Origin of the sequence: Roseovarius sp. MBR-6, assembly GCF_040547525.1 — a bacterium.
Classification (GTDB): Bacteria; Pseudomonadota; Alphaproteobacteria; order Rhodobacterales; family Rhodobacteraceae; genus Roseovarius.
The window spans coordinates 257,106-283,796 of sequence record NZ_JBEPPW010000002.1; the positions used below are offsets into that span (position 1 = coordinate 257,106).

The 26,691-nt window shown below is 65.3% G+C and carries 28 protein-coding genes; 7 read left to right on the plus strand and 21 right to left on the minus strand.

All coding sequences use genetic code 11. The annotated features are described in order from the left end of the window. Nucleotides 1–3: 3 nt before the first annotated feature. Together xdhB and xdhA are read right to left on the minus strand one after the other, a co-directional pair. On the minus strand, nt 4–2,322 hold the full coding sequence (gene xdhB, locus ABIE57_RS03600) for a xanthine dehydrogenase molybdopterin binding subunit (RefSeq protein WP_354537629.1): 2,319 nt from the start codon (nt 2,320–2,322) through the stop codon (nt 4–6). A gap of 21 nt (nt 2,323–2,343) precedes the next feature. Next, nucleotides 2,344–3,807, minus strand: coding sequence for a xanthine dehydrogenase small subunit (xdhA, locus tag ABIE57_RS03605; protein ID WP_354537630.1), 1,464 nt, complete (start codon nt 3,805–3,807; stop codon nt 2,344–2,346). 153 nt (nt 3,808–3,960) lie between these two features. Between xdhA and ABIE57_RS03610 the strand changes: the two genes are divergently transcribed. Beyond that, the gene (locus tag ABIE57_RS03610) at nt 3,961–4,860 is read left to right on the plus strand and encodes a LysR family transcriptional regulator (RefSeq protein ID WP_354537631.1); all 900 of its coding nucleotides are present in this window, start codon (nt 3,961–3,963) and stop codon (nt 4,858–4,860) included. 6 nt (nt 4,861–4,866) lie between these two features. Here the strand turns inward: ABIE57_RS03610 and ABIE57_RS03615 are convergent, their stop codons facing one another. From ABIE57_RS03615 to puuE, 3 genes are read right to left on the minus strand one after another with little or no spacing between them, the layout of a single operon-like run. After that, on the minus strand, nt 4,867–5,706 hold the full coding sequence (locus ABIE57_RS03615) for a bifunctional allantoicase/(S)-ureidoglycine aminohydrolase (protein ID WP_354537632.1): 840 nt from the start codon (nt 5,704–5,706) through the stop codon (nt 4,867–4,869). Nucleotides 5,707–5,760: 54 nt separating this feature from the next. After that, complete coding sequence (locus ABIE57_RS03620; RefSeq protein WP_354537633.1) at nt 5,761–6,246, minus strand: ureidoglycolate lyase; 486 nt, start codon at nt 6,244–6,246, stop codon at nt 5,761–5,763. Then, entirely contained in the window at nt 6,243–7,655 is a 1,413-nt protein-coding gene (gene puuE / locus ABIE57_RS03625; protein WP_354537634.1) for an allantoinase PuuE, read from the minus strand. The genes ABIE57_RS03620 and puuE overlap by 4 nt, the downstream gene beginning before the upstream one ends. A gap of 148 nt (nt 7,656–7,803) precedes the next feature. On the opposite strand from puuE, the gene uraH reads away from it, so the two are divergent. After that, nucleotides 7,804–8,157 carry a hydroxyisourate hydrolase gene (uraH, locus tag ABIE57_RS03630; protein WP_354537635.1) on the plus strand — a complete coding sequence of 118 codons (354 nt, stop codon included), beginning with the start codon at nt 7,804–7,806 and terminating at the stop codon, nt 8,155–8,157. Between the two features lie 55 nt (nt 8,158–8,212). Here the strand turns inward: uraH and ABIE57_RS03635 are convergent, their stop codons facing one another. After that, the gene (locus tag ABIE57_RS03635; RefSeq protein WP_354537636.1) at nt 8,213–9,154 is read right to left on the minus strand and encodes a LysR family transcriptional regulator; all 942 of its coding nucleotides are present in this window, start codon (nt 9,152–9,154) and stop codon (nt 8,213–8,215) included. Between the two features lie 100 nt (nt 9,155–9,254). On the opposite strand from ABIE57_RS03635, the gene ABIE57_RS03640 reads away from it, so the two are divergent. Then, on the plus strand, nt 9,255–10,490 hold the full coding sequence (locus ABIE57_RS03640) for a urate hydroxylase PuuD (protein ID WP_354537637.1): 1,236 nt from the start codon (nt 9,255–9,257) through the stop codon (nt 10,488–10,490). Nucleotides 10,491–10,531: 41 nt separating this feature from the next. On the opposite strand, the gene rnc is transcribed toward ABIE57_RS03640, so the two are convergent. Together rnc and lepB are read right to left on the minus strand one after the other, a co-directional pair. Next, nucleotides 10,532–11,215, minus strand: a complete 684-nt coding sequence (rnc, locus tag ABIE57_RS03645; RefSeq protein ID WP_354537638.1) for a ribonuclease III — start codon at nt 11,213–11,215, stop codon at nt 10,532–10,534. Next, complete coding sequence (gene lepB / locus ABIE57_RS03650; RefSeq protein ID WP_354537639.1) at nt 11,212–12,042, minus strand: signal peptidase I; 831 nt, start codon at nt 12,040–12,042, stop codon at nt 11,212–11,214. The genes rnc and lepB overlap by 4 nt, the downstream gene beginning before the upstream one ends. A gap of 71 nt (nt 12,043–12,113) precedes the next feature. Here lepB and ABIE57_RS03655 point away from each other — a divergent pair, with 71 nt between their 5' ends. After that, complete coding sequence (locus ABIE57_RS03655) at nt 12,114–12,242, plus strand: hypothetical protein (RefSeq protein WP_354537640.1); 129 nt, start codon at nt 12,114–12,116, stop codon at nt 12,240–12,242. Here the strand turns inward: ABIE57_RS03655 and acpS are convergent. Then, entirely contained in the window at nt 12,239–12,649 is a 411-nt protein-coding gene (acpS, locus tag ABIE57_RS03660) for a holo-ACP synthase (protein ID WP_354537641.1), read from the minus strand. The genes ABIE57_RS03655 and acpS overlap by 4 nt on opposite strands. A 141-nt stretch (nt 12,650–12,790) precedes the next feature. Here acpS and ABIE57_RS03665 point away from each other — a divergent pair, with 141 nt between their 5' ends. Beyond that, nucleotides 12,791–12,955 carry a hypothetical protein gene (locus ABIE57_RS03665; RefSeq protein WP_354537642.1) on the plus strand — a complete coding sequence of 55 codons (165 nt, stop codon included), beginning with the start codon at nt 12,791–12,793 and terminating at the stop codon, nt 12,953–12,955. Nucleotides 12,956–12,991: 36 nt separating this feature from the next. Here the strand turns inward: ABIE57_RS03665 and ABIE57_RS03670 are convergent, their stop codons facing one another. From ABIE57_RS03670 to folK, 7 genes are all read right to left on the minus strand, one after another. Next, on the minus strand, nt 12,992–14,473 hold the full coding sequence (locus tag ABIE57_RS03670; protein WP_354537643.1) for an alpha/beta fold hydrolase: 1,482 nt from the start codon (nt 14,471–14,473) through the stop codon (nt 12,992–12,994). A 150-nt stretch (nt 14,474–14,623) separates the two neighbouring features. Continuing rightward, complete coding sequence (locus ABIE57_RS03675) at nt 14,624–15,457, minus strand: 2OG-Fe(II) oxygenase (RefSeq protein ID WP_354537644.1); 834 nt, start codon at nt 15,455–15,457, stop codon at nt 14,624–14,626. A gap of 75 nt (nt 15,458–15,532) precedes the next feature. Beyond that, a complete protein-coding gene (locus ABIE57_RS03680; RefSeq protein ID WP_354537645.1) occupies nt 15,533–16,282 on the minus strand; it encodes a pyridoxine 5'-phosphate synthase in 750 nt (249 codons plus the stop codon). A 35-nt stretch (nt 16,283–16,317) separates the two neighbouring features. Then, the gene (locus ABIE57_RS03685; protein WP_354537646.1) at nt 16,318–16,995 is read right to left on the minus strand and encodes a DUF2062 domain-containing protein; all 678 of its coding nucleotides are present in this window, start codon (nt 16,993–16,995) and stop codon (nt 16,318–16,320) included. Between the two features lie 3 nt (nt 16,996–16,998). Further along, nucleotides 16,999–19,137, minus strand: coding sequence for a RelA/SpoT family protein (locus ABIE57_RS03690; RefSeq protein WP_354537647.1), 2,139 nt, complete (start codon nt 19,135–19,137; stop codon nt 16,999–17,001). A gap of 41 nt (nt 19,138–19,178) precedes the next feature. Then, complete coding sequence (gene rpoZ / locus ABIE57_RS03695; protein WP_354537648.1) at nt 19,179–19,532, minus strand: DNA-directed RNA polymerase subunit omega; 354 nt, start codon at nt 19,530–19,532, stop codon at nt 19,179–19,181. A gap of 65 nt (nt 19,533–19,597) precedes the next feature. Then, nucleotides 19,598–20,176, minus strand: coding sequence for a 2-amino-4-hydroxy-6-hydroxymethyldihydropteridine diphosphokinase (folK, locus tag ABIE57_RS03700; RefSeq protein WP_354537649.1), 579 nt, complete (start codon nt 20,174–20,176; stop codon nt 19,598–19,600). A gap of 147 nt (nt 20,177–20,323) precedes the next feature. Between folK and ABIE57_RS03705 the strand changes: the two genes are divergently transcribed. Then, on the plus strand, nt 20,324–20,905 hold the full coding sequence (locus tag ABIE57_RS03705) for a LabA-like NYN domain-containing protein (RefSeq protein WP_354537650.1): 582 nt from the start codon (nt 20,324–20,326) through the stop codon (nt 20,903–20,905). Nucleotides 20,906–20,956: 51 nt separating this feature from the next. Here the strand turns inward: ABIE57_RS03705 and ABIE57_RS03710 are convergent, their stop codons facing one another. The 5 genes from ABIE57_RS03710 to ABIE57_RS03730 all read right to left on the minus strand — a co-directional run bounded on the left by ABIE57_RS03710 (nt 20,957) and on the right by ABIE57_RS03730 (nt 25,540). Beyond that, complete coding sequence (locus ABIE57_RS03710) at nt 20,957–22,495, minus strand: trimethylamine methyltransferase family protein (protein WP_354537651.1); 1,539 nt, start codon at nt 22,493–22,495, stop codon at nt 20,957–20,959. Between the two features lie 253 nt (nt 22,496–22,748). Then, entirely contained in the window at nt 22,749–23,768 is a 1,020-nt protein-coding gene (locus ABIE57_RS03715; RefSeq protein WP_354537652.1) for a ribonuclease E/G, read from the minus strand. Further along, on the minus strand, nt 23,765–24,343 hold the full coding sequence (locus ABIE57_RS03720) for a Maf family protein (protein ID WP_354537653.1): 579 nt from the start codon (nt 24,341–24,343) through the stop codon (nt 23,765–23,767). The genes ABIE57_RS03715 and ABIE57_RS03720 overlap by 4 nt, the downstream gene beginning before the upstream one ends. Before the next feature lie 10 nt (nt 24,344–24,353). Next, nucleotides 24,354–24,572, minus strand: a complete 219-nt coding sequence (gene infA / locus ABIE57_RS03725; protein ID WP_005978431.1) for a translation initiation factor IF-1 — start codon at nt 24,570–24,572, stop codon at nt 24,354–24,356. An 83-nt stretch (nt 24,573–24,655) separates the two neighbouring features. After that, nucleotides 24,656–25,540, minus strand: coding sequence for a carbon-nitrogen hydrolase family protein (locus ABIE57_RS03730; protein ID WP_354537654.1), 885 nt, complete (start codon nt 25,538–25,540; stop codon nt 24,656–24,658). Between the two features lie 111 nt (nt 25,541–25,651). Here ABIE57_RS03730 and ABIE57_RS03735 point away from each other — a divergent pair, with 111 nt between their 5' ends. Further along, the gene (locus ABIE57_RS03735; protein ID WP_354537655.1) at nt 25,652–26,686 is read left to right on the plus strand and encodes a M48 family metalloprotease; all 1,035 of its coding nucleotides are present in this window, start codon (nt 25,652–25,654) and stop codon (nt 26,684–26,686) included. Nucleotides 26,687–26,691 lie beyond the last annotated feature (5 nt).

The window sequence follows — 26,691 nt, forward strand, 5'->3', positions numbered from 1 at the left end:
GGCTCAGCGCCCCGCTTGCAGGCGGGTGACCGCCATCAGCACGCGCTCGGGCGTGGCGGGTGCATCAAGGCGCGGGCATTCGCGGTAATCGGCCACCGACGCCACCGCCATCGACAGCGCCTCGAACACCGAAATGCCCAGCATGAAGGGCGGCTCTCCCACGGCCTTGGAGCGTTTGATCGTCAATTCGCGGTTCTCGGACCAGTCGGCCAAGGCCACGTTGAACACGCGCGGGCGGTCCGAGGCGAGCGGGATCTTGTAGGTCGAGGGCGCATGCGTGCGCAAACGCCCGCCCTTGTCCCACCAGAGTTCCTCGGTCGTGAGCCACCCCATGCCCTGAATGAACGCGCCTTCCACCTGCCCACGGTCGAGCGCGGGGTTGAGCGAGCGGCCCACGTCATGCAGAATATCGGTGCGATCGACCCGGTATTCGCCGGTCAGGGTGTCGATCGTTACCTCGGAACAGGCCGCGCCATAAGCGAAGTAGTAAAACGGGCGGCCCTGCCCCTTGGCGCGGTCCCAGTGGATTTTCGGCGTCTTGTAAAACCCGGCGGCTGACAATTGCACCCGCGCCATATAGGCCGCGCGAATGAACTCATCGAAACTCAGCACCTCGGCACCCACATGCACCTGATTGGGCCGGAACAGAACCGCATCGGGGGCCACGCCCCATTTCTCGGCAGCAAAAGCGACAAGCCGCGCCTTGATCTGGTTCACCGCATCAAGCGCCGCCATGCCGTTGAGGTCAGACCCCGATGAGGCCGCCGTGGCGGAGGTGTTGGGCACCTTCTCGGTGGTGGTTCTGGTGATCCTGATCCGCTCGAAATCGACCTGGAACGCCTCGGCCACCACCTGCGCCACCTTGGTGTTGAGGCCCTGCCCCATTTCGGTGCCACCGTGGTTCAGATGGATCGAGCCGTCGTTATAGACATGCACCAGGGCACCCGCCTGATTGAACCATGTCGCGGTGAAGGAAATGCCGAACTTGACGGGGGTCAGCGCGATGCCCTTCCTCAGCACCGGCGAGGTTTCGTTGAATTCGATGATCTCTGCCCGCCGCTGGCGATAGTCGGCGCTTTCCTCCAACTCGCCCACAAGCCGCCCGAGAATATTATCCTCGACCTCTTGGTGATAGGGCGTCACGTCGCGCCCCGGCGGCCCGTAGAAATTCGCCTTGCGGATATCCAGCGGATCGCGCCCGAGGGCATAGGCGATCTCCTCGATCATCCGCTCGGCGGCGATCACGCCTTGCGGGCCGCCAAACCCGCGAAACGCGGTGTTAGAGACGGTGTTGGTCTTCATCGGATGGCTTTGCAGCCGCACAGCGGGATAGAAATAGGCATTGTCGGCGTGAAACAGCGCCCGGTCGGTGACCGGCCCCGACAGGTCCGCCGAGAAGCCGCAGCGCGCCGCGAAATCGCCCTCAACCGCCAGAATCCGCCCCTCGGTATCAAAGGCCACGTCATAATCGATCACGAAATCATGCCGCTTGCCGGTCGCGGTCATGTCCTGATCGCGGTCAGGGCGGATCTTGACGGCGCGGCCCCATTTCTTGGCCGCGAGCGCAGCGACCACGCAAAACAGGTTCATCTGGCTTTCCTTGCCGCCGAACCCGCCGCCCATCCGGCGCACGTTCACCACCACCGCGTTCGAGGGCACGCCAAGCACATGGGCGACCATGTGCTGCGCCTCCGACGGGTGCTGCGTCGAGCAATGCACGCTCACCTCGTCATCCTCGCCGGGGATGGCAAAGGCGATCTGGCCTTCGAGATACATGTGATCCTGCCCGCCGACCTGCATCCGCCCCTTGATGCGGTGCGGGGCCTCGGCCTGCGCGGGGGCGACATCGCCGCGCTTGAGCGTCAGCGGCGCGGTGACATAGGGATAGCCCGCTTCACGCGCCGTTATGGGATCAAGCGCGTGGGGTAGCGGATCATAGCGCACCTTGGCCAATTCCGCCGCGCGGCGCGCCTGATCGCGGGTTTCGGCGATGACGGCAAAGAGCGGCTGGCCATAAAACTGGATGGTCTCGGTCGGAAAGACCGGCTCGTCATGCAAACCCGTAGGGCTGATATCGTTCACACCGGGGATATCCTTGGCAGTCAGCACGCCGACCACGCCGGGCGCGGCAAGGACTTGCGAAAGGTCCATCCCGGTGATCCGCGCATGGGCCACGTCCGACAGCCCAAGATAGGCATGCAGCGCGCCTTCGGGCAGGGCGACATCGTCGGTGTAATCGGCGCGGCCGGTGACATGCTTGGCCGCGCTGTCGTGGATGCGGTCGGTATGGGCCAAGCCGGTAATGGAAACGGCGTCTTTCATGGTCTCGTCTCCTTGTCTCGCTCAGAAGGCTTCAAGGCGCACAGGGGTCGCCGTGGCGACATCGTGTTCCATGTGGAACCGGCGCAGAAGGTTCTGCGCGGCCTGCATCCGGTAGGCGGATGAGGCGCGCCAGTCGCTCAGCGGCGTGAAATCCCCGGTCAGCGCGCGGGCTGCGGCCTCGAAACTCTCGCGCGTCCAGGGCTGCCCATTCAGGGCCGCCTCGGCCGCCCTCGCACGTTTGGGGGTCGCGGCCATGCCACCAAAGGCGATGCGCGCGTTGCCGATGATGCCCCCGGTCACGCGCATGTGGATGCCGACCGCAACCGAGGAAATATCCTCGTCGCGCCGCTTGGAGATCTTGTAGGCGGCATTGCGGTCATCGGGGCGGGGCAGGGGCACGCGGATGCTTTCGACAAACTCGCCCGGTTCGCGGTCCTGCTTGCCGTAGTCGATAAAGAACGCCTCCAGCGGCAGGGTGCGGTGCGCGTCGCCCCGGCGCAGGGTGATCTCAGCCCCAAGCGCGATGAGCACGGGCGGCGTGTCGCCAATGGGCGAGCCGTTGGCGATATTGCCGCCGACCGTGCCCATATTGCGCACCTGCCAGCCGCCGATCCGGTCCCAATAGGCGTCAAGGTGAGGCAGATGCCGCGACAGCATCGTCTGACACTCGCTATAGCTGGCCCCCGCACCGATCCGCAGGCTGTTGCCGTCCTGCACGACGGTTTTCATCTCATCGAGATGGCCGGTAAAGATCGCAGGCCCAATCGGGCGCAGGAATTTCGTCACCCAAAGCCCCACATCGGTCGCCCCGGCGACGATGGTCGCGTTCGGATGATCGAGCAGGCAGGCGGCCAGATCATCAACACTGGCGGGCAGGATGGTGCGGTTATCCTCGGGCCCGGTCACAACGCGGCGGGGGTCCTTGAGCGCGGTCAGCCGTTCGGTGATCGCCGCGCGCTCGGTGCTCAGATGATCGGCGGCGGGGGTGCCGTGGCGGCTGATCGCCTGCGCGGCGCGGATGATCGGCGCATAGCCGGTGCAACGGCACAGGTTGCCTTGCAGCGCGGTGTCCACCTGCGCTTCGGTTGGCTCGGGCACCTGCATCCAGAGCGCATAGAGCGACATGACGAAACCGGGCGTGCAAAAGCCGCATTGGCTGCCGTGGTGATCAACCATCGCCTGTTGCACAGGGTGCAGGCGCCCGTCGCGCCCGGCCAGATGCTCGACCGTGACCACATGACAGCCATCGACCGAGGCCAGAAACCGGATACAGGCATTGACCGGCGCATAGCTCAGGCCCTGCGGCCCAAGCCGCCCCACCAGAACGGTGCAGGCCCCGCAATCGCCCTCGGCACAGCCCTCCTTGGTGCCGGTAAGGCGCTGATCAAGGCGCAGGAAATCAAGCAGGGTCTGGCTTGCCCCCACCTCGGGCAGGCAGATGTCGCGCCCGTTGAGGATAAAGCGGATGGTGCTGCGATGTGTCATGGTGCCCTCCCGTCCGGCGGGCCATGCCGCCGATGAACAAGGAAACCATACAGGCGATGATTGGGCCTGAAAATAACCGCAAGCGGCAAACACTTTCAACAAATCGTTGAAAAATTCGGCAGCACACGGCAGGCTGGTGCAAGGGAGGGCAGCATGTCCTATATCGAAAGCCTGCGGGTCTTTGTCCGGGTGATGGAGCTTGGCAGCATCACATCGGGGGGCCGCGACCTGCGACTGACCCCGGCGGTGGCGAGCAAGCGGCTGAAGGAACTGGAAAAACGCCTTGGTGTGCGGCTTTTCAATCGCACCACCCGCTCCATGACCCCGACAGAGGTGGGCACCGTGTTCTACGAGGAGGCGCGCGCCGTTCTGCTTGCGCTCGACCATGCCGAGGCGCGCGTGGCCAGCTTTTCGGAGGTGCCGCGCGGGGCTGTGCGCATCACCGCGCCGCTGGGTGTGGGGCGCCGGATCGTGGCGCCGCTGGTGCCCGATTTCACCGACCGCTATCCCGAAACCGAGGTGCGGATGCGGCTCTCGGATCGCCGGATCGACATTCTGGCCGATGGTCAGGACGTGGCATTCTTTGTCGGCGACCCGGGCGATTCGACCCTGAAACTGCGCAAATTCGCCGATTGCAACCGCGTGCTCTGTGCCGCGCCGGATTATCTGTCACGCGCGGGCGTGCCGCGCACGCCCGATGACCTCTTGCGCGGCCATAACTGCCTGCTGCTGCGCTATCCGCGCTCGCCGGAATATTTCTGGACGCTGCGCACCGCCATGGGGCCGCGCAAGCTCGACGTAACAGGCCGGTTTGACGCCGATGATGGCGACGTGCTGACCGATTGGACGCTGATGGGGCGCGGCATTGTCAACAAGCCCCGCTTTGACGTGCGCGAGCATCTTGCCAGCGGGCGGCTGGTCGAGGTGCTGCCCGACACCCCGCCCATGCCGACGATCTTCGGCTGTCTCTATCCGCACAAGAAATTGCAGGACCCCAAGGTGCGCCTGTTCGTCGAGCATATCGCACGGCACTGCAAACGTTTCTTTGCCTGACCCGGCTCAGCGGCGGCCGGTCCCCGATGGGTAAAGCGGCATGTGCCGGTTCACATCCTTGTAAAGCAGATAGCGGAACCGCCCCGGCCCGCCGGCATAGCAGGCCTGCGGGCAGAACGCGCGCAGCCACATGTAATCGCCGGCCTCGACCTCGACCCAGTCCCGGTTGAGGCGATAAACCGCCTTGCCTTCAAGGACGTAAAGCCCGTGTTCCATCACATGGGTCTCCATGAACGGGATCACCGCGCCCGGCGCCAGCGTGACGATGGTCACATGCATGTCATGGCGCAGGTCGGCAGGATCGACAAAGCGGGTGGTGGCCCATTTCCCTTCGGTTCCCGGCATCGACGTGGGGGCGATGTCGATTTCGTTCAGGACCAGAGGCGCGGGTGCGTCCAGCCCCTCGACCGGCGCGTAAGCCTTGCGGATCCAGTGAAACCGCAGCGGCGCGGTGCCGTGATTGTGCAGGGTCCAGCCGCTTTCGGGGGGCAGATAGGCATAGCCGCCGGCGGCGAGCACATGCGCCGCGCCTGCGATGGTCAACGTGGCCTCGCCCTCGACCACGAAAAGCACGGCTTGGGCGCGGGCCTCGCTTTCGGGGCGGTCAGAGCCGCCGCCGGGCTGCACCTCCATGATGTAATGCGAGAAGGTCTCGGCAAAGCCGCTCATCGGCCGCGCGATCACCCAGAGCCGAGTTCCCTCCCAGAAGGGCAGAAAGCTGGTCACGATATCGCGCATCGTGCCTTTGGGGATCACCGCATAGGCCTCGGTGAACACGGCGCGGTCGGTCAAAAGCTGATCCTGTCCGGGGTGGCCGCCCTGCGGGGCATAGTAGCTGTTGGTCATGGTCTGATCCGATGATGTGTGGTGGTCCGTTGCGGAATGCGACGCGCCCGGAGGCTAATCTGTCACGATGATCTCGTGCTCGAAGTGGTGTTCCTCGAGGTTCGCGCCCGCGCCGATACGGTCGATCACGGCGAACAGGCCCGGCGCGCTCAGCGGGGCAAGCACCCCGTGCCAGACCCCGCGATGATAGTTCACGCCCTGGCCCGGCGCGGTCAGGAATGCCAGCGGCTGCCCCGGTCTGCCGCCCATATCGGAGGCGACGACGACAAGAAAGGGCGCTTGGGTCATGGGCAGGAATGCCTGACTGCCCTCGGGGTGCCGCTCGACCAGATCGAGCCGCAGGGGCAGGCGGCGCGGCTCTGCCAAGAACAGGCTGATCCCGGCGCGGCCATCCGCGAAATCGAGCTTTGCGCGGTCGTGATAACGCCCGCAGAGCCCCGCATTGATCAGGCGGTCCGGCGCGCCGCTGGTATCAAGCACATCGCCGAAAGGAGCGAAGGCCTCTGCCGTCAGGGGCCGGATTTTCACGACCCCGGTCATTGCGCGAAGATCTCTTGCAGGCGCAATTCGGCGATGCGTTCCACCTGACGGCAGGCCGCGGCGAACTCGGTGGCGCGGTCATTGTCGAGGCGGCGCTGAAAGGCGGCAAGGATCGCGGGCTTGTCATGGTCGCGCACGGCGATGATGAAGGGAAAACCGAATGTCGCGGTATAGGCGTCATTCAGCGCGGTGAATGTCGCCCGCTCATCATCGGTCAGCATGTCGAGCCCCGCGCCCGCCTGTTCCATCGTGCTTTCCTGCGTCAGCCGCCCCGCCGCCGCCAGCTTGCCCGCCAGATCGGGATGCGCGGTCAGCACGCCAAGGCGGCGGTCCTCCGGCGCGGTGCGAAACACGCGGGCCAGTGCCAGATGCACGCCTGCCGCGGTGTCATGGGTCGGCCCAAGCTCACCATCAAAGGCCGCCTCGGCGATCCACGGACTATGCTCGAACACGCCCCCGAAAGCGGCGACAAACGCGGCCCGGTCCATTTCCGACGGGCGCAGGCGTGGCACGGGCGGATGTTCGCGCGCCCAATGTTCGGCAATCTGCAGCCGGGTGGCGAACCACACACCGTCCTGCGCGCGCATGTGATCGAGCGCCCGCCTGAGCGCCATGGCCCGGCCCGGACGTCCGGCAAGGCGGCAATGCAGCCCGATCGAGAGCATTTTCGGCGCGCCCGCCTGCCCCTCGGCATAGAGCATGTCGAATGTGTCCTTCAGATAGCTCTCGAACTGCGCGCCATGGGTGAAACCTGCCTGAATGGCAAAGCGCATGTCGTTGCAATCCAGCGTATAGGGCACGATCAACTGATCCTTGCCACCTGCGCGCAACCAATAGGGCAGATCGTCGGCATAGCTGTCGGCGATATAGGCAAAATCGCCCTCCTCAGTGGCCAGTTGAACCGTGTTCATCGAGCAGCGGCCCGTATACCAGCCGCGCGGCGGCGTGCCGACGACCTCGGTGTGCAGGCGGATCGCCTCGCGGATCTGCGCGCGCTCCTCCTCGGGCGGCATGTCCTTGTGTTCAATCCATTTCAGCCCGTGGCTGGCAATCTCCCAGCCCGCCGCCTTCATCGCGGCCAGTTGTTCGGGCGCCCGCGCGAGCGCCGTGGCAACACCGTAGACCGTCACTGGCAGACCCGCGAGCAGCCGATGCACCCGCCAGAACCCGGCGCGGCTGCCATATTCATAGATCGATTCCATGTTCCAGTGCCGTTGCCCCGGCCAGGGGGCGGCGCCGGTGATCTCGGATAAAAACGCCTCGGATGCGGCATCGCCGTGAAGGATATTGTTCTCGCCGCCCTCCTCGTAGTTGAGCACGATCTGGACGGCGATCTTCGCGCCATCGGGCCAGTTGGCCACGGGCGGGGTTGCGCCATGGCCGGTCATGTCTCGGGGATAACGTGTCACGCCTTGATCCTCCTGTTCCACCCCATGCATAAACCGAAAAATCCGACGTGTTTTTCAAAAAAGATGCGAAGCTGTCTTTCGTCAGAGCGGATTTGCCGGACGGGTGCGAACCGGGCTAGAAAGGCGAAAGGCCACGGGAGGCACGACAATGACCGGATACCTGACAACACATGTGCTCGACACCGCGCGGGGCTGCCCCGCCGAAGGGCTGCGGATCGAGCTTTACCGGATCGAGGACGAGCGGCGCACCCATCTCAGGACGCTCACGACCAATGCGGACGGGCGCACCGATGGGCATATCCTGCCTGCTGCGGACTTTGCCACCGGTGTCTACGAACTTGTGTTCCACGCCGGGGCCTATCTCGATGCCTGCGGCACGCCGCCCGAAACCCCGCGCTTTCTTGATGTGATCCCGATCCGCTTTGGCATGTCAGAGGCGTCGCATTACCATGTGCCGTTGCTGCTGTCGCCGTTTGGCTATGCGACCTATCGCGGTTCATAGGGAACGGTTTCGCGATAGGACCCGGACTCTTTAAAAGAGTCCGGTCCAGAAAGTTTCAAACTTTCTGGGTTCCGCCTGGCCGCACCGCTTCGGTCGCCTTGATCGCGGCGCTGATCCTCTCGACCATGAAATCCATGAAACGCCGCGTTTTCGGGTCTTGCCAGCGGCGATGCGTAAAGAGGCACGCCATTTGAATCGGCTCTGGCGGGGTGCGGGTGGCGACCGGCACAAGGGTGCCCGCGCGCAGATGCTCGGCAATCTCGAACACTGGTTTAAGCGCCACACCCTGCCCCGCCAGCGCCCAATCGGTCAGCACGTCGCCATCATCGCATTCACAGCGCCCGGCCACGCGAAACCGTTTCGGCCCCTCCGATGTCGATAGCAGCCACTGAAACTCGGTCGCGCCGGGAAAGCGCAGGTTGAGGCAGTCATGCCCCTGGGCGATCAGGTCATCGCCGCTCTCGGGCATGCCGCGCCGTGCCACATAGTCGGGCGAGGCGCAGAGGATACGCGCCACATCGGCGATCTTGCGGATCCGCAGGGTGCTGTCCTCCGGTTGACCGAGAAAGAACGCCAGATCGAGCCCCTCTGTGGTCAGGTCCACCCGACGGTCGGTCAACCGCAGCCGCACGTTCACCTCCGGATACGCGTCCAGAAACTCCGGCACCTTGGGCGCGATCAAGCGACGCCCGACACCAAGCGGCGCGGCGACGTAAAGCGTGCCCCGCAGATTTTCGGTCATGGTGACGATCTGCGCCTCGGCGGTCTCGACGGCCTCAAGTATCCCGCTCGCCCCGCGATAGAAGGACTGTCCCTGTTCGGTGGGTGTCAGACTGCGCGTGGTGCGCTGAAACAGGCGCACGCCGAGATGCTCCTCAAGCTGCGAAATCCGCGACGACGTGACCGCCGGCGAAATCCGCAGGTCGCGCCCGGCGGCGGACATGCTGCCCAGCTCGTAGACACGGACAAAGGTGCGGATATTGTCGAGATAGGACATTCTTCGTGATTTTTTGAGACTGCTTGGGTTTTTCCAGCAATACCAGATGAATTCGATCTCGCCTAGAGTGTCGAAGAGTTCGACATTCGGGAGGGTGGCCATGTATGACCTTGCAATTCTTTGGGACTGGATCGCCTTTTCGGTGCGCTGGCTGCATGTGATAACGGCGATGGCGTGGATCGGGGCGTCGTTCTATTTCATCGCGCTCGATTTGATGCTGAAACCCAACCCCGCCCTGCCCGAAGGTGCCTATGGCGAGGAATGGGAGGTGCATGGCGGCGGGTTTTACCACACCGTCAAATATCTCGTGGCCCCGTCGCGGATGCCCGAGCACCTGACCTGGCACAAATGGCAGAGCTACGCGACATGGCTTTCGGGGGCGGCACTTCTGATGATGCTCTACTGGGTCGGGGGCGCGCTCTACCTGCTCGATCCCACCAAGGCGGACCTCACGCTATGGCAGGGGATCGCCATTTCCGGGGGTTCTCTGACGATTGGCTGGCTGGCCTATGATGCGCTGTGCAAATCACCGCTCGGGGCGCGGCCCACGGTGCTCATGCTGCTGCTCTTCGTCATCCTCGTGGCGATGTCCTGGGGCTATCACCAGATCTTCACCGGTCGCGCCGCGCTTTTGCATCTGGGAGCCTTCACGGCGACGATCATGACCGCCAACGTGTTCTTTCAGATCATGCCCAACCAGCGCATCGTCGTGGCCGATCTCAAGGCGGGCCGCACGCCGGACGCCAAATACGGCCAGATCGCCAAGCTGCGCTCGACCCATAACAACTACCTGACGCTGCCGGTCGTGTTCCTGATGCTGTCGAACCACTACCCGCTGGCCTTCGCCACGGAATATGCCTGGATCATCGCATCGCTGATCTTTCTCACCGGCGTCACCATCCGGCACTATTTCAACACGCTTCACCGCACCGGGACGGGGCCGCATTGGACCTGGGCCGTCACCGTGCTGATCATGGTGCTGATCGCGTGGCTTTCGACCTTCTCGGGCACCGAGAGCCTTGACGAAGCCGAGGCGCGCGCGCTCACACCGCATGAGGCAAGATACGCCGCGGCCCCCGGCTTCGAGGAGGCCTATTTCGCGGTGGTGGGCAATTGTTCCATGTGCCATGCGCGAGAGCCCTCCTGGGACGGGATGCACTGGGCCCCGCGCGGCGTCTATCTCGAAACAGAGGCCGATGTGGCCCGTCACGCCGATCAGATCTACCTTCAGGCCGGCCGAAGCCACGCCATGCCGCCCCCCAATGCGTTTCCGATGCCCCCCGAGGCCCGCGCCACCATCACCGCCTGGGTGCAAGAGGTGCGCAGGTCCGATTGAGCGGCGCGCCCGCATCTTGCACGCAACAGGTTAGCAACAGGTTAATGGTTGTCCAGCCGGTCGAGAAGCGCGCGCGCGGCGGCCTGCTCTGCCTGCCGTTTGGAGCCCGCCGTTGCCTCGGCACTCTCGCCGGAGGCAAGTCGCGCCACGATGGTGAATACCGGCGCATGATCGGGGCCGGAACGGGCGGTCTCCACGTAATCCGGCGGGGCCAGACCGCGCGCCTGCGCCCATTCCTGAAGGCTTGTCTTGGCGTCGCGGGCATCGGTCTCGACGGCGGCGATGCGCCCACCCCAGAGCCGCAGCACCATGGCGCGCGCCGCCGCAAACCCGCCATCAAGATAGACAGCGGCGATCACCGCCTCCATCGCGTCGCCCAGAAGCGCCTGCTTGCGCCGCCCGCCCGAGAGCATCTCCGAGCGCCCCAGCTTGAGCACCGCGCCAAGATCAAGCTCTCGGGCCACCTCGGCGCAGGCCTCCTTGCGCACCAGCGCGTTGAAGCGCGGTGCAAGCAGGCCTTCGGCGGCGGCGCGGTCCTGCTCCAGAAGCGCCTCGGCCATCACGAGGCCGAGCACACGGTCACCGAGGAATTCAAGCCGCTGGTTGTCGCTGCGCGAGGGCGAGGACATCGAGGAATGGGTAAGCGCCTCGACCAGAAGCTCGGGCTGCTCGAAATCATGCCCGAGCCGGGCCTGAAACGCATGCAATTCGGCAGAAAGCTTCACTCAAGCCTCTCGAAGAACCTGTCCCCCCGCCATGTCCAGAAGGCCAGCATCGAGGCCCCGGCAGACGAGAATATGACCCGGTTCGCGCGCCCGATGAGGTTTTCATAGGGCACGAAACCGACGCCCCCCACCGCCTGCGGAAAGCGCGAATCGGTAGAATTGTCGCGGTTGTCGCCCATGAAGAAATAATGCCCCTCCGGCACCGTGAACACGCCGGTATTGTCAGACCGCTGGGGGCCGATATCAAGGGTCATGTAGGAACGCCCCTCGGGCAGCGTTTCGCGCCAGCGCGACTTGAGGCAATCGGCCCCAAGCCCCACAGCGCCATTCTCGCAGCGCGGGCGAATACGCATCGGCCCCTGCGGCGCGAATTCCTCGACGAACTGTCCGGCGGGCGCGCGCTCGACCGGCTGATCGTTGATGTGGAGCACGCCATCGCGCATCTGCACCCGGTCCCCCGGCATACCGATCACGCGCTTGATGAAATCGGTGCCGTCCACGGGATGCCGGAAAACGATGATGTCGCCACGATCAGGCTCGGAGCCCAGGATGCGCGTATTGTCACCATCAAGCCAGCCGCAGATATCCTGCGCATCGATGTTGAGGCCCCCGAACCGGATCGACGGGCAGGAGGCATAGGAATAGCCATAGGCCATCTTGTTGACGAAGAGAAAATCGCCGATCAGCAGCGTGTCCTTCATCGAGCCCGAAGGGATCCAGAACGGCTGAAAGAACATCGTGCGGAAGATCCCCGCGATCACCAGCGCCCAGAACACGGTCTTGACGGTCTCCCAGATGGAAGACCCTTTGCTGGAATCCGATGCCATGACTGTCCCTGCCTCTGCGCGGTTGCGCCCGCTTCATGCGGCGCGCGTGGCAGGGTGTCAAGCCGCGAGGCATGGAAGGGCGCTGCCTCGCCTGTCTGCCGGGGGCACGAGTGGCCGATCTCGACCTGAGTCCGCTCAAGGACACGGCCGAGATGGAGCGGTTTCGTGACGCCCTGCGCCGCACAGGGCTGCCGGACTAGCCCTGCGCGTTCCTGGGCCGCGCCTCGATCACCACGAAGGCCTGCGCCCAGGGGTGATCGTCGGTGAGCGTGACATGGATGATCGCCTCATGACCCTCGGGCGTCATCGCCGCCAGCCGCTCGGCGGCCCAGCCCGTGACCTGCATGACCGGCTGGCCGGTGGACAGATTCGACACCGCCATGTCCTTCCACGCGATCCCCATGCGCAGGCCCGTGCCCAGCGCCTTGGAACACGCCTCCTTGGCCGCCCAGCGTTTCGCATAGGTGCCCGCCACATCGGCGCGGCGCTCGGCCTTGGCCTGCTCCACCTCGGTGAAAACTCGGTTGCGGAACCGGTCGCCATAGCGCTCCAGAACGCCCGCGATCCGCTCGATATTCGCCAGATCGGTGCCGATTCCAAGGATCATGGGGCGGGGTCCAAAGGGGCTGTGTCCAGCGTCATTATCCTGTAGATATGCACTGGTGCCCACCGGTCCAAACGGACAGGCGGCGCGACAGGCATAGCCGACACCTTGGCTACAGGATAGAGACCACAAGGACAACAGACCATGAAGATCGCAAAAGCCAATCCCAAAAACGCCAAGGGTGCCCCCCGCCACGCCGAGCAAAACGCCAAGGGCGGCAAGGCCAACCCCTTTGGCCAACGCCCGGTCAAGGCCGACCTCGTGGCGCGGATGAAGGCCGCAGCCGAAGAGTCAAAGAAAAACGACTGATAGAGGGGGGGGCGGGCGCGTCACGCTGCCCGCTCCTTACCCCGGCGTGAACAGCGGAAAGCTCACGCCCAGCGCCCAGGCCAGGATCAGCCCCAGCGCGACCCCGGCCGACGCCGCCCCCGCCCGCGCCGCGACCCACCGGCCCATCAGTCCGAAAATCAGGAAGAAGAGCAGGATTACCGGCGCGATCATGGCGAGAAAGAACAGCCGTTCGGTATCGAGCAGCACGGCAAGCGCGAGAGAGCCGAGAAAGCCCGCGCGCGCCGCGATTCTCTGCCAAAGGGCCGCACCTTGCGCAAGCAGCGCATCCCCCAGCATGAAGGGCAGCGCCCCAAGGCTGAGCGCCGCGATGATCACGAGCCGCTCAGGCGTCGGCCAGAAATTCGCGCCATAGCGATCCAGCGCAAAGCCGAACACGCCCAGACCCCAGACCAGAAGCGCCAGCACCGCGAGCGGTCGCAGCGCCTCGGGCCGTCGCCCGCACCACCACAGCAAGGCCAGTTGGCAAAGGCCGTAAATCGCCAGATGCAGCGCGAGGTAATCCGCCACCAGCACCGGCAGAAGCCGGGTCTCGACCTGCACCGCCAGAAGCGGCGCAAGGAGCGCGGGCAACCCCACGGCCAGCGCAAACCGCCGCAGGGAAAGCGCCCCCGGCACCGGCGGAGCACGCTCCGGCAAGAGGCGCGAAAGCGGTGCCGCCAGCGCTACGATGGCGACCATCAGCGCCAGGAACCAAGGCCCCGTCACGCGCACGGTCACATCACTCGCACGGTCGTATGCGGCATCAAGCCAGTCAATCGCCTCGGCCCGGCCCTTGCGGCTATGAAGCACCGCCACATGCTCGGCCCAGGGTGCTACGACCGCCCGGCGGATCACATCGCCCGCGCGCGCCGTCTCGCCCTCGCCCAGCCCCGGCTCCACCATGGCCACCGCATCGCGGGCAAAGCCGCGCAGCCCCGGCTCCCACGCGCCGGAGATCAGCAGCAGGTTTTCAGGTACCCGCGCTGTCACCGCCTTGGAAAAGGCCGAGATTGCCACCACCGGGCCGATGCGGGGATCCTCGATTGCGGTGCGGATGATGATATCGGTGGCCATGGAATGCCCCAGGAGCGCGACCTCCCCCTGCCAGCCTTCCGCCGCCACGGCCGCCGACACCACGGCGCGCGTCTGTTCGACCAGCAGGCGCGTCGTGCCGTCGATGCGCTCCACATCGCCCGACATGGGGCGCGGGTGCCGCCCGTGCCCCTCGAAATCGAAGGCCCAGACCCGGTAGCCCGCCCGCGCCAGATCAAGGCTATAGGCCTGCATCATCTGCCGCGACCCGGCAAAGCCGTGCGCGACCACGACGACCGGCCCATCGGCCCCCGGCTCTGCGCTGCGCGTCACCGGCGTCTCATCAACGCTCAAAGTCGTGATTTCCAGCCCCGCGCGCTGCGCCTCAAGCTGCCAGAGCGCAAGGACCGCGAGAAGGCCCCCCAGCAGCAGCCCGATCAGGCTTGCCCGGTTCCGTTCCGCCATCACCGCAAAAGGACCGGCGCAAGTGTGCCCGTGGCCCGTAAGAGCGCCCCGCAAAACGGTCTAGTCACGAAATCCAACCCCCGTATCGCTTTGCAAGATCATGACCATCGTGCCAGTCAAGCGGCTGCGTCCATCTGGTCAAGCCGCCCCTCAGAAGCCAAACCGCTGCAACCGGTGGATCACGCGCCGGAAGAGGAAGGGTGGCAGCACCTCTTGCAGCATCTGCGCGCGTTGCACCTGCCGGTCTGCCTGATCACGGGTGCCGGGGCGCGGCTTGAAAAGGGTGGTATGCGACACCCGCGTCGCGGTCCATGTGGCGGTGTAGTAATAGAGCGCCAGCGACATGCGCGGCGTGCCATCGGGATGATTGACCGTCTCGGGGTTGCCATGCCAGGTGTCCGACCCGGTATTGAAACAGCACATGCGGTTGAAGAGCGGCACAAAACTCTCGACCTGCGCGGTCATGTCCTTGTTCCAGATCTCGAAGGACCCGCCATAGTCCTTTTTCCAGTCTTTATTGAGGTAGATCAGGACGTTGAGACGACGTTCAAGGTTCAGCTTTCCGTTGTGGTTGAAATCCGCGTGGATATCGAGATGGCCGCCATTGGCCACCACGTGCACCCCCCCGCCCGAGAAATAGGGATCGGGGATCAGCCCGTCGATGCCGGTCATCTCCTCCAGAAAGCGCAGGAACGGGCGGGAGTTGAGCGCGTAAAAGAGGTTGCGCGTATAGGTCGGCAGCCGTTCGGGCAGATAGCTTGCCTTGAGCTTCTCCTGCGGCCGGTCGAACATCATCTCGGCCTCGGGCAACTGCCGCAGGTCCGCGACCACCCGATCAAGCACCTCTGGCGGCAGAAAATCGTCGAAGGCACCGTAGGGATAGGGCTCGCGGGCCTGATACGTCGCCGCGGCCGCGCGCCCGGCCTCTTTCGCCTGTGCGGCGTCAAAGGCCAGCGTGTCGGGATCAAGGTGCAGGACCGCCATCAGATATCTCCCTGTTTCGTCACACGGAGACTATACCGGGAAATCCGCCGAGTCTTGGGCAGTTTGTTGACGTGATCAGGCCCGCGCCTCATCCATGAGGCGGCGCATCTCGGCAATCGCGGGCTGCAACCCGCGAAAGATCGCCTCGCCGATGAGGAAATGCCCGATATTGAGCTCGCGGACCTCGGGAAAGGCGGCGACGGGCTTTACGGTATCATAGGTCAACCCATGTCCGGCGTGGACCTCGAGCCCGAGCGCATGGGCAAAGGCCGACATCTCGCGCAAGGACTCCAACTCTCGGTCACGGGTGGCGAAATCGCCCTCGGCATGGGCGTCGCAATAGGCACCGGTGTGCAACTCGATCACCTCCGCGCCGATGCGGTGCGCAGCCTCGATCTGCCTGCGGTCGGCGGCGATGAAGATCGACACCCGGCAGCCCGCCTCGCGCAAGGGCGCGATGTAATGCGCCAGCCGGTTTTCCTCGCGCGCCACCTCCAGCCCGCCCTCGGTGGTGCGCTCCTCGCGCTTTTCCGGCACAAGGCAGACGGCGTGGGGCTTGTGACGCAGCGCGATGCGCTGCATCTCCTCGGTCGCGGCCATCTCGAAATTGAGCGGCACCGTCAGCACCTCCATCAATCCGTCGATATCGGCATCCGAGATATGCCGCCGATCCTCGCGCAGATGCGCGGTAATACCGTCGGCCCCCGCCTCCTCGGCCAGTTTCGCGGCGCGCAACGGGTCAGGATAGGCCCCGCCACGTGCGTTGCGCACCGTCGCTACATGGTCGATATTCACGCCAAGGCGCAATTTTCCCGCTGCCGACATGAGGGTGGTCCTTCTCTCACGATTCGTCGTTCAACCTAGTCCGCTTTGCCGCGCTCGTCAGCCTCACCTTCCAGCTTTTCCTTTGCCCGCTTTTCCTTGAGCGCCTGCCATTTCGCGGCAACAACGCCCTTGCGGCGCTTCTGATAGGCGGCGATCACCGGCAGGCTGATGTAATAGGCGGCCAGCCCGACAATGACCCCCGGAACGATCCCGCCAATCAGGTAGGGCAGGAACACCTCGTGATAGAAGATCCCCAGCCCGTGCCAATCCGGCACCCGGTCGGTGAAGAGCGCCAGAAAGTTGTTCTTGAGGTCCTGCCCCGCATCGAGAAACTTGCCCCCCAGCGAGCGGCTGATCTCGTCCTCATGGAGCGTCGGGCGCCCGAGAATGGCATGGCCGGTTTGAAGCGACACGACGCCGATCGGCAGATAGGTCAGCGGATTGCCAAAGAACGTGCCCAGAAGGGCGGCGGGAATATTGCCGCGCATGATCCAGGCGATCATGCCCGCCACCACGAAATGCAGCCCGTAAAACGGCGTGAAGGTGGTGAAAACACCGGCGAAGATACCCCGCGCGATCCGGTCGGGCGGGTCAGGAAGCCGGTGCAGGCGGTGCTTGACATAGGTGAACGCCCGCCCCCAGCCGCCACGCGGCCAGACAATCTCGGCGACGATGCGCCACCATGGCCGCTTGTCTCGACGCCGGAAAATCACGGCTCAGGCTTCCTCGCGCTTGTCCCCGGAACGGGATGGGTCACGATAGCGTTCCACGGCTGCCACGTCCGCTTCGGCGTCAAGCGCAGAAAGCACGCTGTGCAGATGCTCGGCATCGCGCAATTCGACATCAATCAGAAGACGGTAAAAATCTGGTTTCCGATCCACGAACGTCAGGTCGGAGATATTGGCCTTCTGCTCACCGATCAAGGTGCAAATACGCCCCAGAACACCGGCATCGTTGCCGATGGTCAGATCGAGCGTGACATCATAGGCCGCCGGATGCTTGCCCGTGTGCCAGTTCAGGTCCAGCCAGCGCTCGGGTTGGCTGTCGTAGCGCGACAATGTTTCGCAGTCGATGGCATGGATCACCACGCCCTGACCGCGAAAAGTAATGCCGACGATGCGCTCGCCCGGCAGGGGCTGGCAACAGCGCGCCCGGTCAAAGCCCTGATCCGCGCCAAGACCGATCACCGCCCGCTCGCGGGCCACCTCGGCCCCCTCGCTCGGGGTCAGATCGGGATAGACCGCGCGCAAGACTTGCTGCGCGGTCAATTCGGCACTGCCAAGGCGCGCGCGAACCTCATCGGCGCTGCGCAGCCGCAACGTGCGCGCGGCCGTCTCCAGCGCCTTGTCGGTGGCCTTCTTGCCGACATGCTCGAAAGCCGAGCGCGCCAGCTCGCGCCCCAGCTTGATATAGCGGTCACGATCCAGTTCGCGCAGCGCGCGGCGAATGGCCGAACGCGCCTTGCCGGTGGTGGCGATATCAAGCCATGTGGCCTGCGGCGTCTGCCCGTCGGCGACGATGACCTCGACCGACTGCCCGTTCTTGATCCGCGTCCACAGCGGCACGCGCATCCCGTCCACCTTGGCACCCACGCAGGCATGGCCGATCCGCGTGTGGATGGCATAGGCGAAGTCAATCGGCGTCGCCCCGCGCGGCAGCTTGACCACATCGCCCTTGGGTGTGAAGCAGAAGACCTGATCGGCATACATCTCGAGCTTGACCGCCTCGAGAAAATCTTCGTGATCCTCCTCGGCGTCGAACTGCTCGCTCATCGACGAAATCCAGCGCGCCGGATCGACGGCAAAGGGGTTCTCGGAGCGCACCCCGTCGCGGTAGGACCAATGCGCCGCCACGCCCGTCTCGGCCACGTCATGCATGGCGCGGGTGCGGATCTGCACCTCGACCCGCTTGCCGTCACGCCCCGAAACCGTGGTGTGGATCGAGCGATAGCCGTTCGATTTCGGCTGGCTGATATAATCCTTGAACCGCCCCGGCACCGCGCGCCAGCGCTGATGGATCACGCCCAGCGCGGCGTAGCAATCGGCCTCTGACCGGGTGATGATGCGAAAGCCGTAGATGTCGGAGAGACGGGAAAATCCCATCTCCTTTTCCTGCATCTTGCGCCAGATCGAATAGGGCTTCTTGGCGCGCCCGAACACCTCGGCCTCCAGCCCTGCCCGGTCAAGCTCGGCGCGCATGTCGCTGGTGATCCGCTCGACCACATCCCCGGTTTCGCGCTGCAGGGTGATGAAGCGGCGGATGATGCTGGCCCGCGCCTCAGGGTTGAGCACGCGAAAGGCCAGATCCTCCAGCTCTTCGCGCATCCACTGCATCCCCATGCGCCCGGCCAGCGGTGCATAGATATCCATCGTCTCGCGCGCCTTCTGCGCCTGCTTCTCGGGGCGCATCGCCTTGATCGTGCGCATGTTGTGCAGCCGGTCCGCCAGCTTGACGAGAATCACCCGCAGATCGCGCGACATCGCCATGAAGAGCTTGCGGAAATTCTCGGCCTGCTTGGTCTCGGAACTGCCGAGTTGCAGATTGGTGAGCTTGGTCACGCCATCGACAAGTTCGGCGATGTCATGGCCGAACTTCTCCTCGACCATGGCATAGGAGGCCTTGGTGTCCTCCACCGTGTCATGCAAGAGCGCGGTCACGATGGTGGCATCGTCCAGCCGCTGCTCGGTCAGAATCGCGGCCACCGCGACGGGATGGGTGAAATACGGCTCGCCGGAATGGCGCATCTGGCCTTCGTGCATGGCACTGCCGAACGCGTAGGCGGCGCGAATAAGGGACTCGTCCGTTTTCGGATTGTAATGGCGCACCAGAGTGATGAGGTCGTCAACGGCGATCATCGGTCAGAGGCGCCCCGCCTTGCGCTGAACGGGCCGGGGCCTCAGCCCTGACCTTGCGCTTCCATGAGGGCACGCAGAAGCTTTTCCTCGGACATGTCATCGGCTTCCGGGCGATCCGGCTCGGACCCCATCAGAAGCGCCATGGAATCATCCTCGGGCTCGTCCACCTCGATCTGGGTCTGATTGGATTCGATCAGACGTTCGCGCAGGTCATCCGCCGATTGTGTCTCGTCCGCGATCTCCCGCAGGGCCACAACCGGGTTCTTGTCATTGTCGCGGTCCACGGTCAGCGCGGCACCGGCGGCAATCTCTCGCGCCCGATGAGCGGCCAGCATCACCAGTTCAAAGCGGTTCGGCACCTTGTCGACGCAGTCTTCTGTGGTTACGCGGGCCATGCGACCTCCGGGCAGTTTACGGGCTTTGGATCGGAAGCCCTCCACTTAGGGCCTTGGCAGGGGATTTACAAGCGCGGAATCGCGCGGCGCACCACCTCTTTGCGCGCGCTCTCGGGCAGCGCCGCCAGCATCTCGCGCACCGTGCGCCCGGACACGGGATGCCGCCAGTCCGGCGCGATATCCGCCAGCGGCACGAGGACGAAGGCGCGATCCTCCAGCCGCGGATGCGGCAGGATCAGCCGCTCGGGCGCGCGCGCCTGTTGTTCCGTGACATCGAGTGCCCGCCACTTCGCATGGGTGGCCGCGTCGGGCAAAACCCGGTCGCCGATGGCAAGAAGATCGAGATCGAGCGTGCGCGGTCCCCACCGTGTCTCGCGGTCGCGTCCAAAGGCGGCCTCGGTCGCGTGCAAAAGCGCCAGCACCGCCTCGGGCGTCCCGTCCACCCGCATCGCGGTGGCGGCGTTGACAAACCCGGGTCCCGATCCGGGCGGAAATGCCGGTGTGCTGTAAAATCCGCTCACCGCCCCGACAATCGCGCCCCCCGCCTCCAGATGCCGCAACGCGGCACAAAGCGTCTCCTCGGGCTCACCCACCCCCGACGGCAGATTTCCACCGAGCGCTATCAAGCAGAGTTGATCGGCCATGCCGTGCAACCTATCCTTTTGTGACCATTCATGGTCTTGCATGAAATTTGCCATCATCTTACCTCTGGCACCCAGCCTTTCGGTGCGACCCACTCACACCACTCATGCACCCAAGGCGAGGCAGACCTATTTGAAAGGACATTTCCGATGTTTTACAAGGACGACCGTCTGGCATTGTTTATCGACGGCTCAAATCTCTACGCCGCTGGCAAGGCTCTCGGCTTCGACATCGACTACAAGCTTCTGCGCAGCGAGTTCATGCGCCGGGGCAAGCTGTTGCGCGCGTTCTACTATACAGCGCTGCTGGACAATGAAGAGTATTCGCCCATCCGCCCGCTCGTGGACTGGCTGCACTACAACGGCTACACCATGGTGACCAAACCCGCCAAGGAATACACCGACAGCCAGGGCCGCCGCAAGGTCAAGGGCAACATGGATATCGAGCTTGCGGTCGACGCGATGGAGCTTGCCCCGCGCGTGGATCATATCGTGCTCTTCTCCGGCGATGGCGATTTCAAGCCGCTTGTCGAGAGCCTTCAGCGGCAAGGCGTGCGCGTCTCCGTGGTCTCCACAATCCGCAGCCAGCCGCCGATGATCTCGGACGAGCTGCGCCGTCAGGCCGACAACTTCATCGAGCTGGACGACCTGAAAGAGGTGATCGGCCGACCGCCGCGCGAACCGCGCGACTATGCCGACCGCGAAGCCGCCTACGCCGCCGCGCAGGAATAGCCACGTTGGCGCTCTGCCGCGCCCCGGTTCACAGGGCGCGGCAAACGGCGGTCATGCCCCCAGATGGATCCTGAACCGCGCGCGGATCGCCGCATCGGTGTCCGGGTCAAACCGGGCGGGCGCACGGGTGGCAAGGATGCGCTCTTTTTTCGCCGTGGCGGTGGCGATCAGGTCGGGCTGACCCTGTTCGACCCATTCCTTGGGCGAGGCGCGATTGGCGCAGACAGGGTAGAGGTAATCGCTCTGCATCCGCGCCAGCGTCTGCGGCGCGCCGAGATAATGGCCAGGGCCCCCGATGCAGGCGGCGCGGATCACGTCGAGGCTGAGCGTGTCCTCGTCCACCTCGATTCCGCGCGCGCATCGGAGCGCCTGCCCGATCAGATCGTCGCCCAGAATGAGCGATTCGAGGCAGAAGCCCAGCAACGAGGCGTGCATCCCTGCGGCCTCATAGACCATGTTGAGCCCCGACAGCCCCGCCATGACATTCGACGTGGCCTGTTCCCACCCGGCCTGCATGTCGGGCAGCTTGGCATCGGCGATCCCCGCCGCCGCGCCGCCGGGCAGCCCGTAATAGTGGTGCATCTGCGCGCAACCCGCCGTCAGCAGCGCCTGCTCGCCCGATCCGCCCGACATCGCGCCGGTGCGCAGGTCGCTGACAAAGGGCCAGGTGCCGAAGATCGCCGGATGGCCGGGCTTGACCGCGTTGACATAGACCAGCCCCGCGAGACATTCCGCCGTGGCCTGAACGATGGCGCCCGCGATGGGGGCGGGGGCGGTGGCACCCGCCTGACCCGCCGAAAGCAGCAGGATGGGCATCCCGCCCGCGATACAGGCCTCCATCACCAGACAGGATTCCGTGGCAAACTTCATCGGCGGCACAACGAAACAGTTGGAATTGCTGACGAAAGGCCGCTCGCGCCACTTGTCCTCGCCACCTGCGATCAGGTGCAGCATCTCGAAGGCGTCGGCGACAAAGCCCACCTCGGTGAAGGAGGTGCCGACATGCTTGGTGGTGCCCGCGCAGCACGCATAGAGCGTGTTGAGGTCCATCTCGCGGTTGTCGGGAATGTCGCGGCAGACCATGGGCCGCTGCACGAAATGGATATTGTCGAGCGTATCGGCAATGCGCGCAGCGTCGTGCAGGTCCTGCACGGTGCTTTCGCGGTAGCTTCCGGTGGCCACGTCCACCAGATGCACCGCGGCCCCCGCCGTGCCGTAATGCACGCGGGACCCCGACAGGGTCATGTCATGGCCGGGATCACGCCCGAAAAGGGTGATCTCACGGTTGGCGCGCGCGATCGTGTCCTCGATCAGCGCGCGGGGAAAGCGGATGCGCCCGTCATCGCCCTGCACGGCGCCCGCGCCGGTCAGGTAAGCCACCCCGGAGGGGGGCGCGTCGGCAAGGCCGATCTGTTCAAGCGCGTCGAGCACGGCAGCATGAATGCGGTCCATCTGCGCCGGGGATAGCGGGCGATAAAGCCCGCCCTCAAGGCCGGGGCGCACCGGGCGCAGGATGTCGGCAAGCGGATTGGCACGGGCTTCGCGCCGAGCGGCGCGGCCGCCGGTGCGGCGCGGGGCAGGGGCTGTCATTTTCTGGAAAATCCTGTGATAGACGAGGAAAGGGCAACGCAATCAGGCGCGCCGGGGTCGCCCTCGCGCGGCACGCCCACGCTCCGCCCCGATGGTGCGGATCACAAGTGCGATCTTGCTGCGTGGGTCCATCATGCTCTCCTCGAAACCGAGGAAAGCCGAATCGCGCACGCCTGTCTGTCGCGTTTGCGACCGGTGTCGTTTTCCGGCTGCGAACCCGCGCAAATGCGTAAATCTTCCGCAGATCGGAGGCTTAACCGATCACCTCCGTCAGCGGCACGCGCGCGCGCTTGCGCTGCAACTCGTAGTGGCCGAGCGGCGTCCAGCCCGCGAGAACCGTCTCGATGTCGTCACGGCGAAAGGCGGCGCGCAGCGCGTCCTCGAACACGCGCCGGTCCTTCTTGGGCATGGGCGCAAGATCGAGCACGACTTGCCCGCCAAGGCCGCGCAGGCGCAATTGCCGGGGCAATTCGCGCGCCAGCGCGATATTGGCCTTGAGCCCGGCGGCGGGGCTCGTATCGGGGCCGGTGTTCACATCCACCGCCACCAGCGCGCGCGTCGGCTCGATATAGGCCAAGGCCCCGCCGGAGAGTCGCACCTCCGGTCCCCGCAGTGCGTCCAGCGCATCGAGCACCCCATGCGCGGCGAAACTGCCCTGCGCCTCGGCCAGCTCATTCGGCTCCGGCCAGTCGCGCCACGCAAGCGCGTGCGGACCGTCGCCCTCGACCAGTTTTTCCGGCTCACGCCCGCCCGCATCGGCCAGAACCGCCTGCGCCAGATCGCGCATGGCGCGGATATCCTCGGCGATGGCCTCATCGGCCGCCCCCTCGCAGGCCGAGCGCAGAATGAGGCCCATGGCCCCCTCCCCCATCTCGTCATGGGCGATCTCGTGCAGGCGCAGACGCTCTTCCTCGTCCTTGATGGCGCGCGAGATGTTGAGGCCGGGCGCGTCGGGGGTGACGATGGCATAGCGGCTCTTGAAGAGCACGCGCGCCGTGACCGGGATCGCCTTGCCCGGTTCGGCATGGCCGGTGATCTGCACCAGAAGCGCCTGACCGGGGGCGAGGCCCTTGACCTGCCGCAGAAAGGCCGAGCCGTCGGGCGTGCGCAGGAACATGCCGCCCTGCCCCTTCACCGGGCGGTCGGCGATGGCGCGATAGATCGTGCCGGGGCGCGGCGTGTCACTGTCGATCAGGAGATCATCCAGCCTGCCGCCAATCAGCAGCGCCGCCGCCTCGCGGCCATTCAGATGATCGAGGGCTATGGTGGTCATGACCGGTCCTTCCAGAGCGGATAGCCTGCGGCAGTCAGAAGGCCCGCCGTCTCGGCAAGCGGCAGGCCGACAATACCTGTGAAAGAGCCCGAAATCCATGGCACGAACGCCCCGGCAAGGCCCTGAATACCGTAACCGCCTGCCTTGCCCTGCCATTCGCCAGAGGCAAGATAGGCGTTGATTTCCTCGTCAGAGAGGCGCTTGAGCTTCACGGCACTCAGCACGTCGCGCTCCCACAGGCGCGCGCCCCGTCGAATGGCAACGGCGGTGATGACGCGGTGACGGCGCCCCGACAGGGCATGAAGAAACTGCGCCGCCTCGCCCGCGCTCTCGGGCTTGCCGAGGATACGGCGGCCCATGGCGACGGTGGTATCGGCAGCGAGCACGATGTCATCCGGCCCCGCCTCCGTGGCCTGCGCCTTTTCACGCGCCATGCGCGCGCAATAGGGGCGGGGCAATTCGGCCTTGCGCGGGGTCTCGTCGATCTCGGGCGGGCGGATCGCGTCCGGGATCACGCCCAATTGCGCCAGCAAATCGCGGCGGCGCGGGCTGCCCGAACCGAGGATCAGTTGCATGAGTCCGCGCTTACTTGAAGCGATAGTTGATCCGGCCCTTGGTCAGATCGTAGGGGGTCATTTCCACCTGAACCTTGTCGCCCGCCAGAACGCGGATCCGGTTCTTGCGCATTTTTCCTGCCGTATGTGCGATGATCTCATGGCCGTTCTCAAGCTCGACCCTGAATGTCGCGTTCGGCAGGAGTTCCTTGACGACACCGGGAAATTCGAGCGTGTCTTCCTTGGCCATGGTCTCTCCTTGCAATCGCAGCCCGCCATGATTGCGGACCGCGCCAGTAAATGCGCCTCTTCCCCGCGATTTTCAAGGTCTAATCAGCGCAAGCGCTCAACTATGGCCGCACCGTCACGACCCTGTTGATCGGCCCAGTGGCGGCGATTGAGCACGACCCCATCGGCGCGCACATGGGCGACGCGGCCAAGGTCCACCTCCGCCACGGTCCAGCCGGGGCGGTTGAGCACGCCCTCGGCCAGAACGCCCGTGGGCGGAAAGCCGGTATCGGGCGGCCCGAATATGCCGCCCATGCCGGTATTGGTATCGACGGCAGGCGACCAGTGGGCCTCACCCACGGTCGAGGCCATGACGCTTATGCACTGCGCCTCAAGCGCGCGGGCCATCGCCCCGATGCGCACCCGCCAATAGCCCGTCAGCGCCTCGGTGCAGGACGGCACAAGCAGGAGGTCCGCCTCGGCAAGTGCGCGTCCCAGAAGCGGGAATTCGCTGTCATAGCAGATCAGGATGCCGATGGTGCCAAGCGCGGTGTCGAACAGGCGCAGCGGCCCGCCGGGGGCGACAAACCATTCCTCGCGCTCGAAGCGGGTCATGATCTGCTTGTCCTGATGGGCACGCGCCCCCGAGGGCGCATAGAGCGTGGCGCGGTTGACGGGGCGCGGCCCGATGGCCGCATCAAAGACCGGGGCCGAGGCCCCGAGAATGTGCAGGCGGTGGCGCGTGGCAAGCTCGGCATGGAGATCGCCCACATCGCCCATCACCGAGGAGACCGCATGCAGCGAGCGCTCCAGATCCGCCGCCACCTCCGGCCCCTGAAGCGTGGCCAGTTCCATCGCGCCATATTCGGGAAACACCGCCAGATCCGCGCCTTGTGCTGCGGCATCCGCCACCCAGGCGGAGAGTTTCGCGGTATAATCGGCCCAAGTGCCCAGAACATCGAGCGGATAGGCGGCAGTGGCGATCTTCATGGTGGCGCTCCTTTTCTGCGCCCTTTCTAGCCGCGCTGCCGCCCCGCGTCGAGCGATTGCCGCCCCGCGCGCAACCGTGCTATCGTCACGGGCAACGAGGCAGGGCAGCCCATGGCAAAAACGGCACTCAGCAAATATCAGCGGCTCGAGGCATCAGGTCTCTGGCGGGCTGACGCCGAGGCGCAGCGCATCGACGTGGTCGTGTCCGTGGGCGAGGCAACGCTGACCATCACCGACATGCGCGACCGGGTCAAGGCGCACTGGTCGCTGGCCGCCATTGCCCGCGCCAATCCCGGCACGCTGCCCGCGCTCTACCATCCGGACGGCGATCCCGACGAGGTGCTGGAACTTGCCGGCGACGAAGCCGAGATGATCACCGCCATCGAGAAACTGCGCGCCGCCATCGACCGGCAGCGGCCCCGCCCCGGACGTTTGCGGCTTTACGGTGTGCTGGCAAGCCTCGTGACGGTCATGCTCGTGGTGGGGCTTTGGCTCCCCGGTGCGGCGCGGGAGCATGCGCTTCGCGTGGTGCCAGCGGTCAAACGCGCCGAGATCGGGCAGGCCTTGATGGGTCATATTCAGAGCGTCACCGGTCCCCCCTGCCGTGCGCAGGGCGGTGCGGCGGCGCTTGCCGCTCTGGAACGCCGCCTGCCGCCCCGCAACGGGCGCGCACGGCTTGCGGTGGTGCGAAGCGGTGTGGCGGATGCGCTGCGCCTGCCCGGCGGGACGATCCTTATCCGTGCCCCGCTGGTTGAAGATCATGACACGGCGGATGTGGTGGCAGGCCATATCATCGCCGCACATCTGCGCGCCGAGAGGCGCGACCCGCTTGACCGCCTGTTGTCGGAGGCGGGGTTTCGGGAAGTGCTGCGCCTGATGGCAACCGGGCAGATCAGCGACGCAAGTCTTGCCGCCTATGCTGAAAACCTGCTGAAATCGGCGCCCGCGCCCCTGCCGGATGCGGTGCTGCTCGAAGGATTTGCCCGCTGGCAGGTGCCTGCCGCCCCCTATGCCTATGCGCGCGACATGACCGGCGAGACGGTTCTCGGCCTGATCGAGGCCGACCCCTACCCGACGGGCACGACCCCGCCGGCCGTGCTGAGCGATGCCGACTGGATCCGGCTTCAGGGGATCTGCGGCGGATAGGCATG

Bases quoted from the DNA above. Each gene is read 5' to 3' on its own strand.
- lepB (WP_354537639.1), bottom strand. From the start codon at position 12,042: ATGGCATCGGATTCCAGCAAAGGGTCTTCCATCTGGGAGACCGTCAAG.
- ABIE57_RS03655 (WP_354537640.1), top strand. From the start codon at position 12,114: ATGGAAGGGCGCTGCCTCGCCTGTCTGCCGGGGGCACGAGTGGCCGAT.
- ABIE57_RS03720 (WP_354537653.1), bottom strand. From the start codon at position 24,343: ATGCAACTGATCCTCGGTTCGGGCAGCCCGCGCCGCCGCGATTTGCTG.
- ABIE57_RS03610 (WP_354537631.1), top strand. From the start codon at position 3,961: ATGTCCTATATCGAAAGCCTGCGGGTCTTTGTCCGGGTGATGGAGCTT.
- ABIE57_RS03640 (WP_354537637.1), top strand. From the start codon at position 9,255: ATGTATGACCTTGCAATTCTTTGGGACTGGATCGCCTTTTCGGTGCGC.
- ABIE57_RS03730 (WP_354537654.1), bottom strand. From the start codon at position 25,540: ATGAAGATCGCCACTGCCGCCTATCCGCTCGATGTTCTGGGCACTTGG.
- xdhA (WP_354537630.1), bottom strand. From the start codon at position 3,807: ATGACACATCGCAGCACCATCCGCTTTATCCTCAACGGGCGCGACATC.
- ABIE57_RS03620 (WP_354537633.1), bottom strand. From the start codon at position 6,246: ATGACCGGGGTCGTGAAAATCCGGCCCCTGACGGCAGAGGCCTTCGCT.
- ABIE57_RS03615 (WP_354537632.1), bottom strand. From the start codon at position 5,706: ATGACCAACAGCTACTATGCCCCGCAGGGCGGCCACCCCGGACAGGAT.
- ABIE57_RS03735 (WP_354537655.1), top strand. From the start codon at position 25,652: ATGGCAAAAACGGCACTCAGCAAATATCAGCGGCTCGAGGCATCAGGT.
- ABIE57_RS03675 (WP_354537644.1), bottom strand. From the start codon at position 15,457: ATGGCGGTCCTGCACCTTGATCCCGACACGCTGGCCTTTGACGCCGCA.
- infA (WP_005978431.1), bottom strand. From the start codon at position 24,572: ATGGCCAAGGAAGACACGCTCGAATTTCCCGGTGTCGTCAAGGAACTC.
- xdhB (WP_354537629.1), bottom strand. From the start codon at position 2,322: ATGAAAGACGCCGTTTCCATTACCGGCTTGGCCCATACCGACCGCATC.
- acpS (WP_354537641.1), bottom strand. From the start codon at position 12,649: ATGATCCTTGGAATCGGCACCGATCTGGCGAATATCGAGCGGATCGCG.
- folK (WP_354537649.1), bottom strand. From the start codon at position 20,176: ATGGCCGATCAACTCTGCTTGATAGCGCTCGGTGGAAATCTGCCGTCG.
- ABIE57_RS03710 (WP_354537651.1), bottom strand. From the start codon at position 22,495: ATGACAGCCCCTGCCCCGCGCCGCACCGGCGGCCGCGCCGCTCGGCGC.
- uraH (WP_354537635.1), top strand. From the start codon at position 7,804: ATGACCGGATACCTGACAACACATGTGCTCGACACCGCGCGGGGCTGC.
- ABIE57_RS03635 (WP_354537636.1), bottom strand. From the start codon at position 9,154: ATGTCCTATCTCGACAATATCCGCACCTTTGTCCGTGTCTACGAGCTG.
- ABIE57_RS03690 (WP_354537647.1), bottom strand. From the start codon at position 19,137: ATGATCGCCGTTGACGACCTCATCACTCTGGTGCGCCATTACAATCCG.
- ABIE57_RS03705 (WP_354537650.1), top strand. From the start codon at position 20,324: ATGTTTTACAAGGACGACCGTCTGGCATTGTTTATCGACGGCTCAAAT.
- ABIE57_RS03680 (WP_354537645.1), bottom strand. From the start codon at position 16,282: ATGTCGGCAGCGGGAAAATTGCGCCTTGGCGTGAATATCGACCATGTA.
- rpoZ (WP_354537648.1), bottom strand. From the start codon at position 19,532: ATGGCCCGCGTAACCACAGAAGACTGCGTCGACAAGGTGCCGAACCGC.
- ABIE57_RS03665 (WP_354537642.1), top strand. From the start codon at position 12,791: ATGAAGATCGCAAAAGCCAATCCCAAAAACGCCAAGGGTGCCCCCCGC.
- ABIE57_RS03715 (WP_354537652.1), bottom strand. From the start codon at position 23,768: ATGACCACCATAGCCCTCGATCATCTGAATGGCCGCGAGGCGGCGGCG.
- ABIE57_RS03670 (WP_354537643.1), bottom strand. From the start codon at position 14,473: ATGGCGGAACGGAACCGGGCAAGCCTGATCGGGCTGCTGCTGGGGGGC.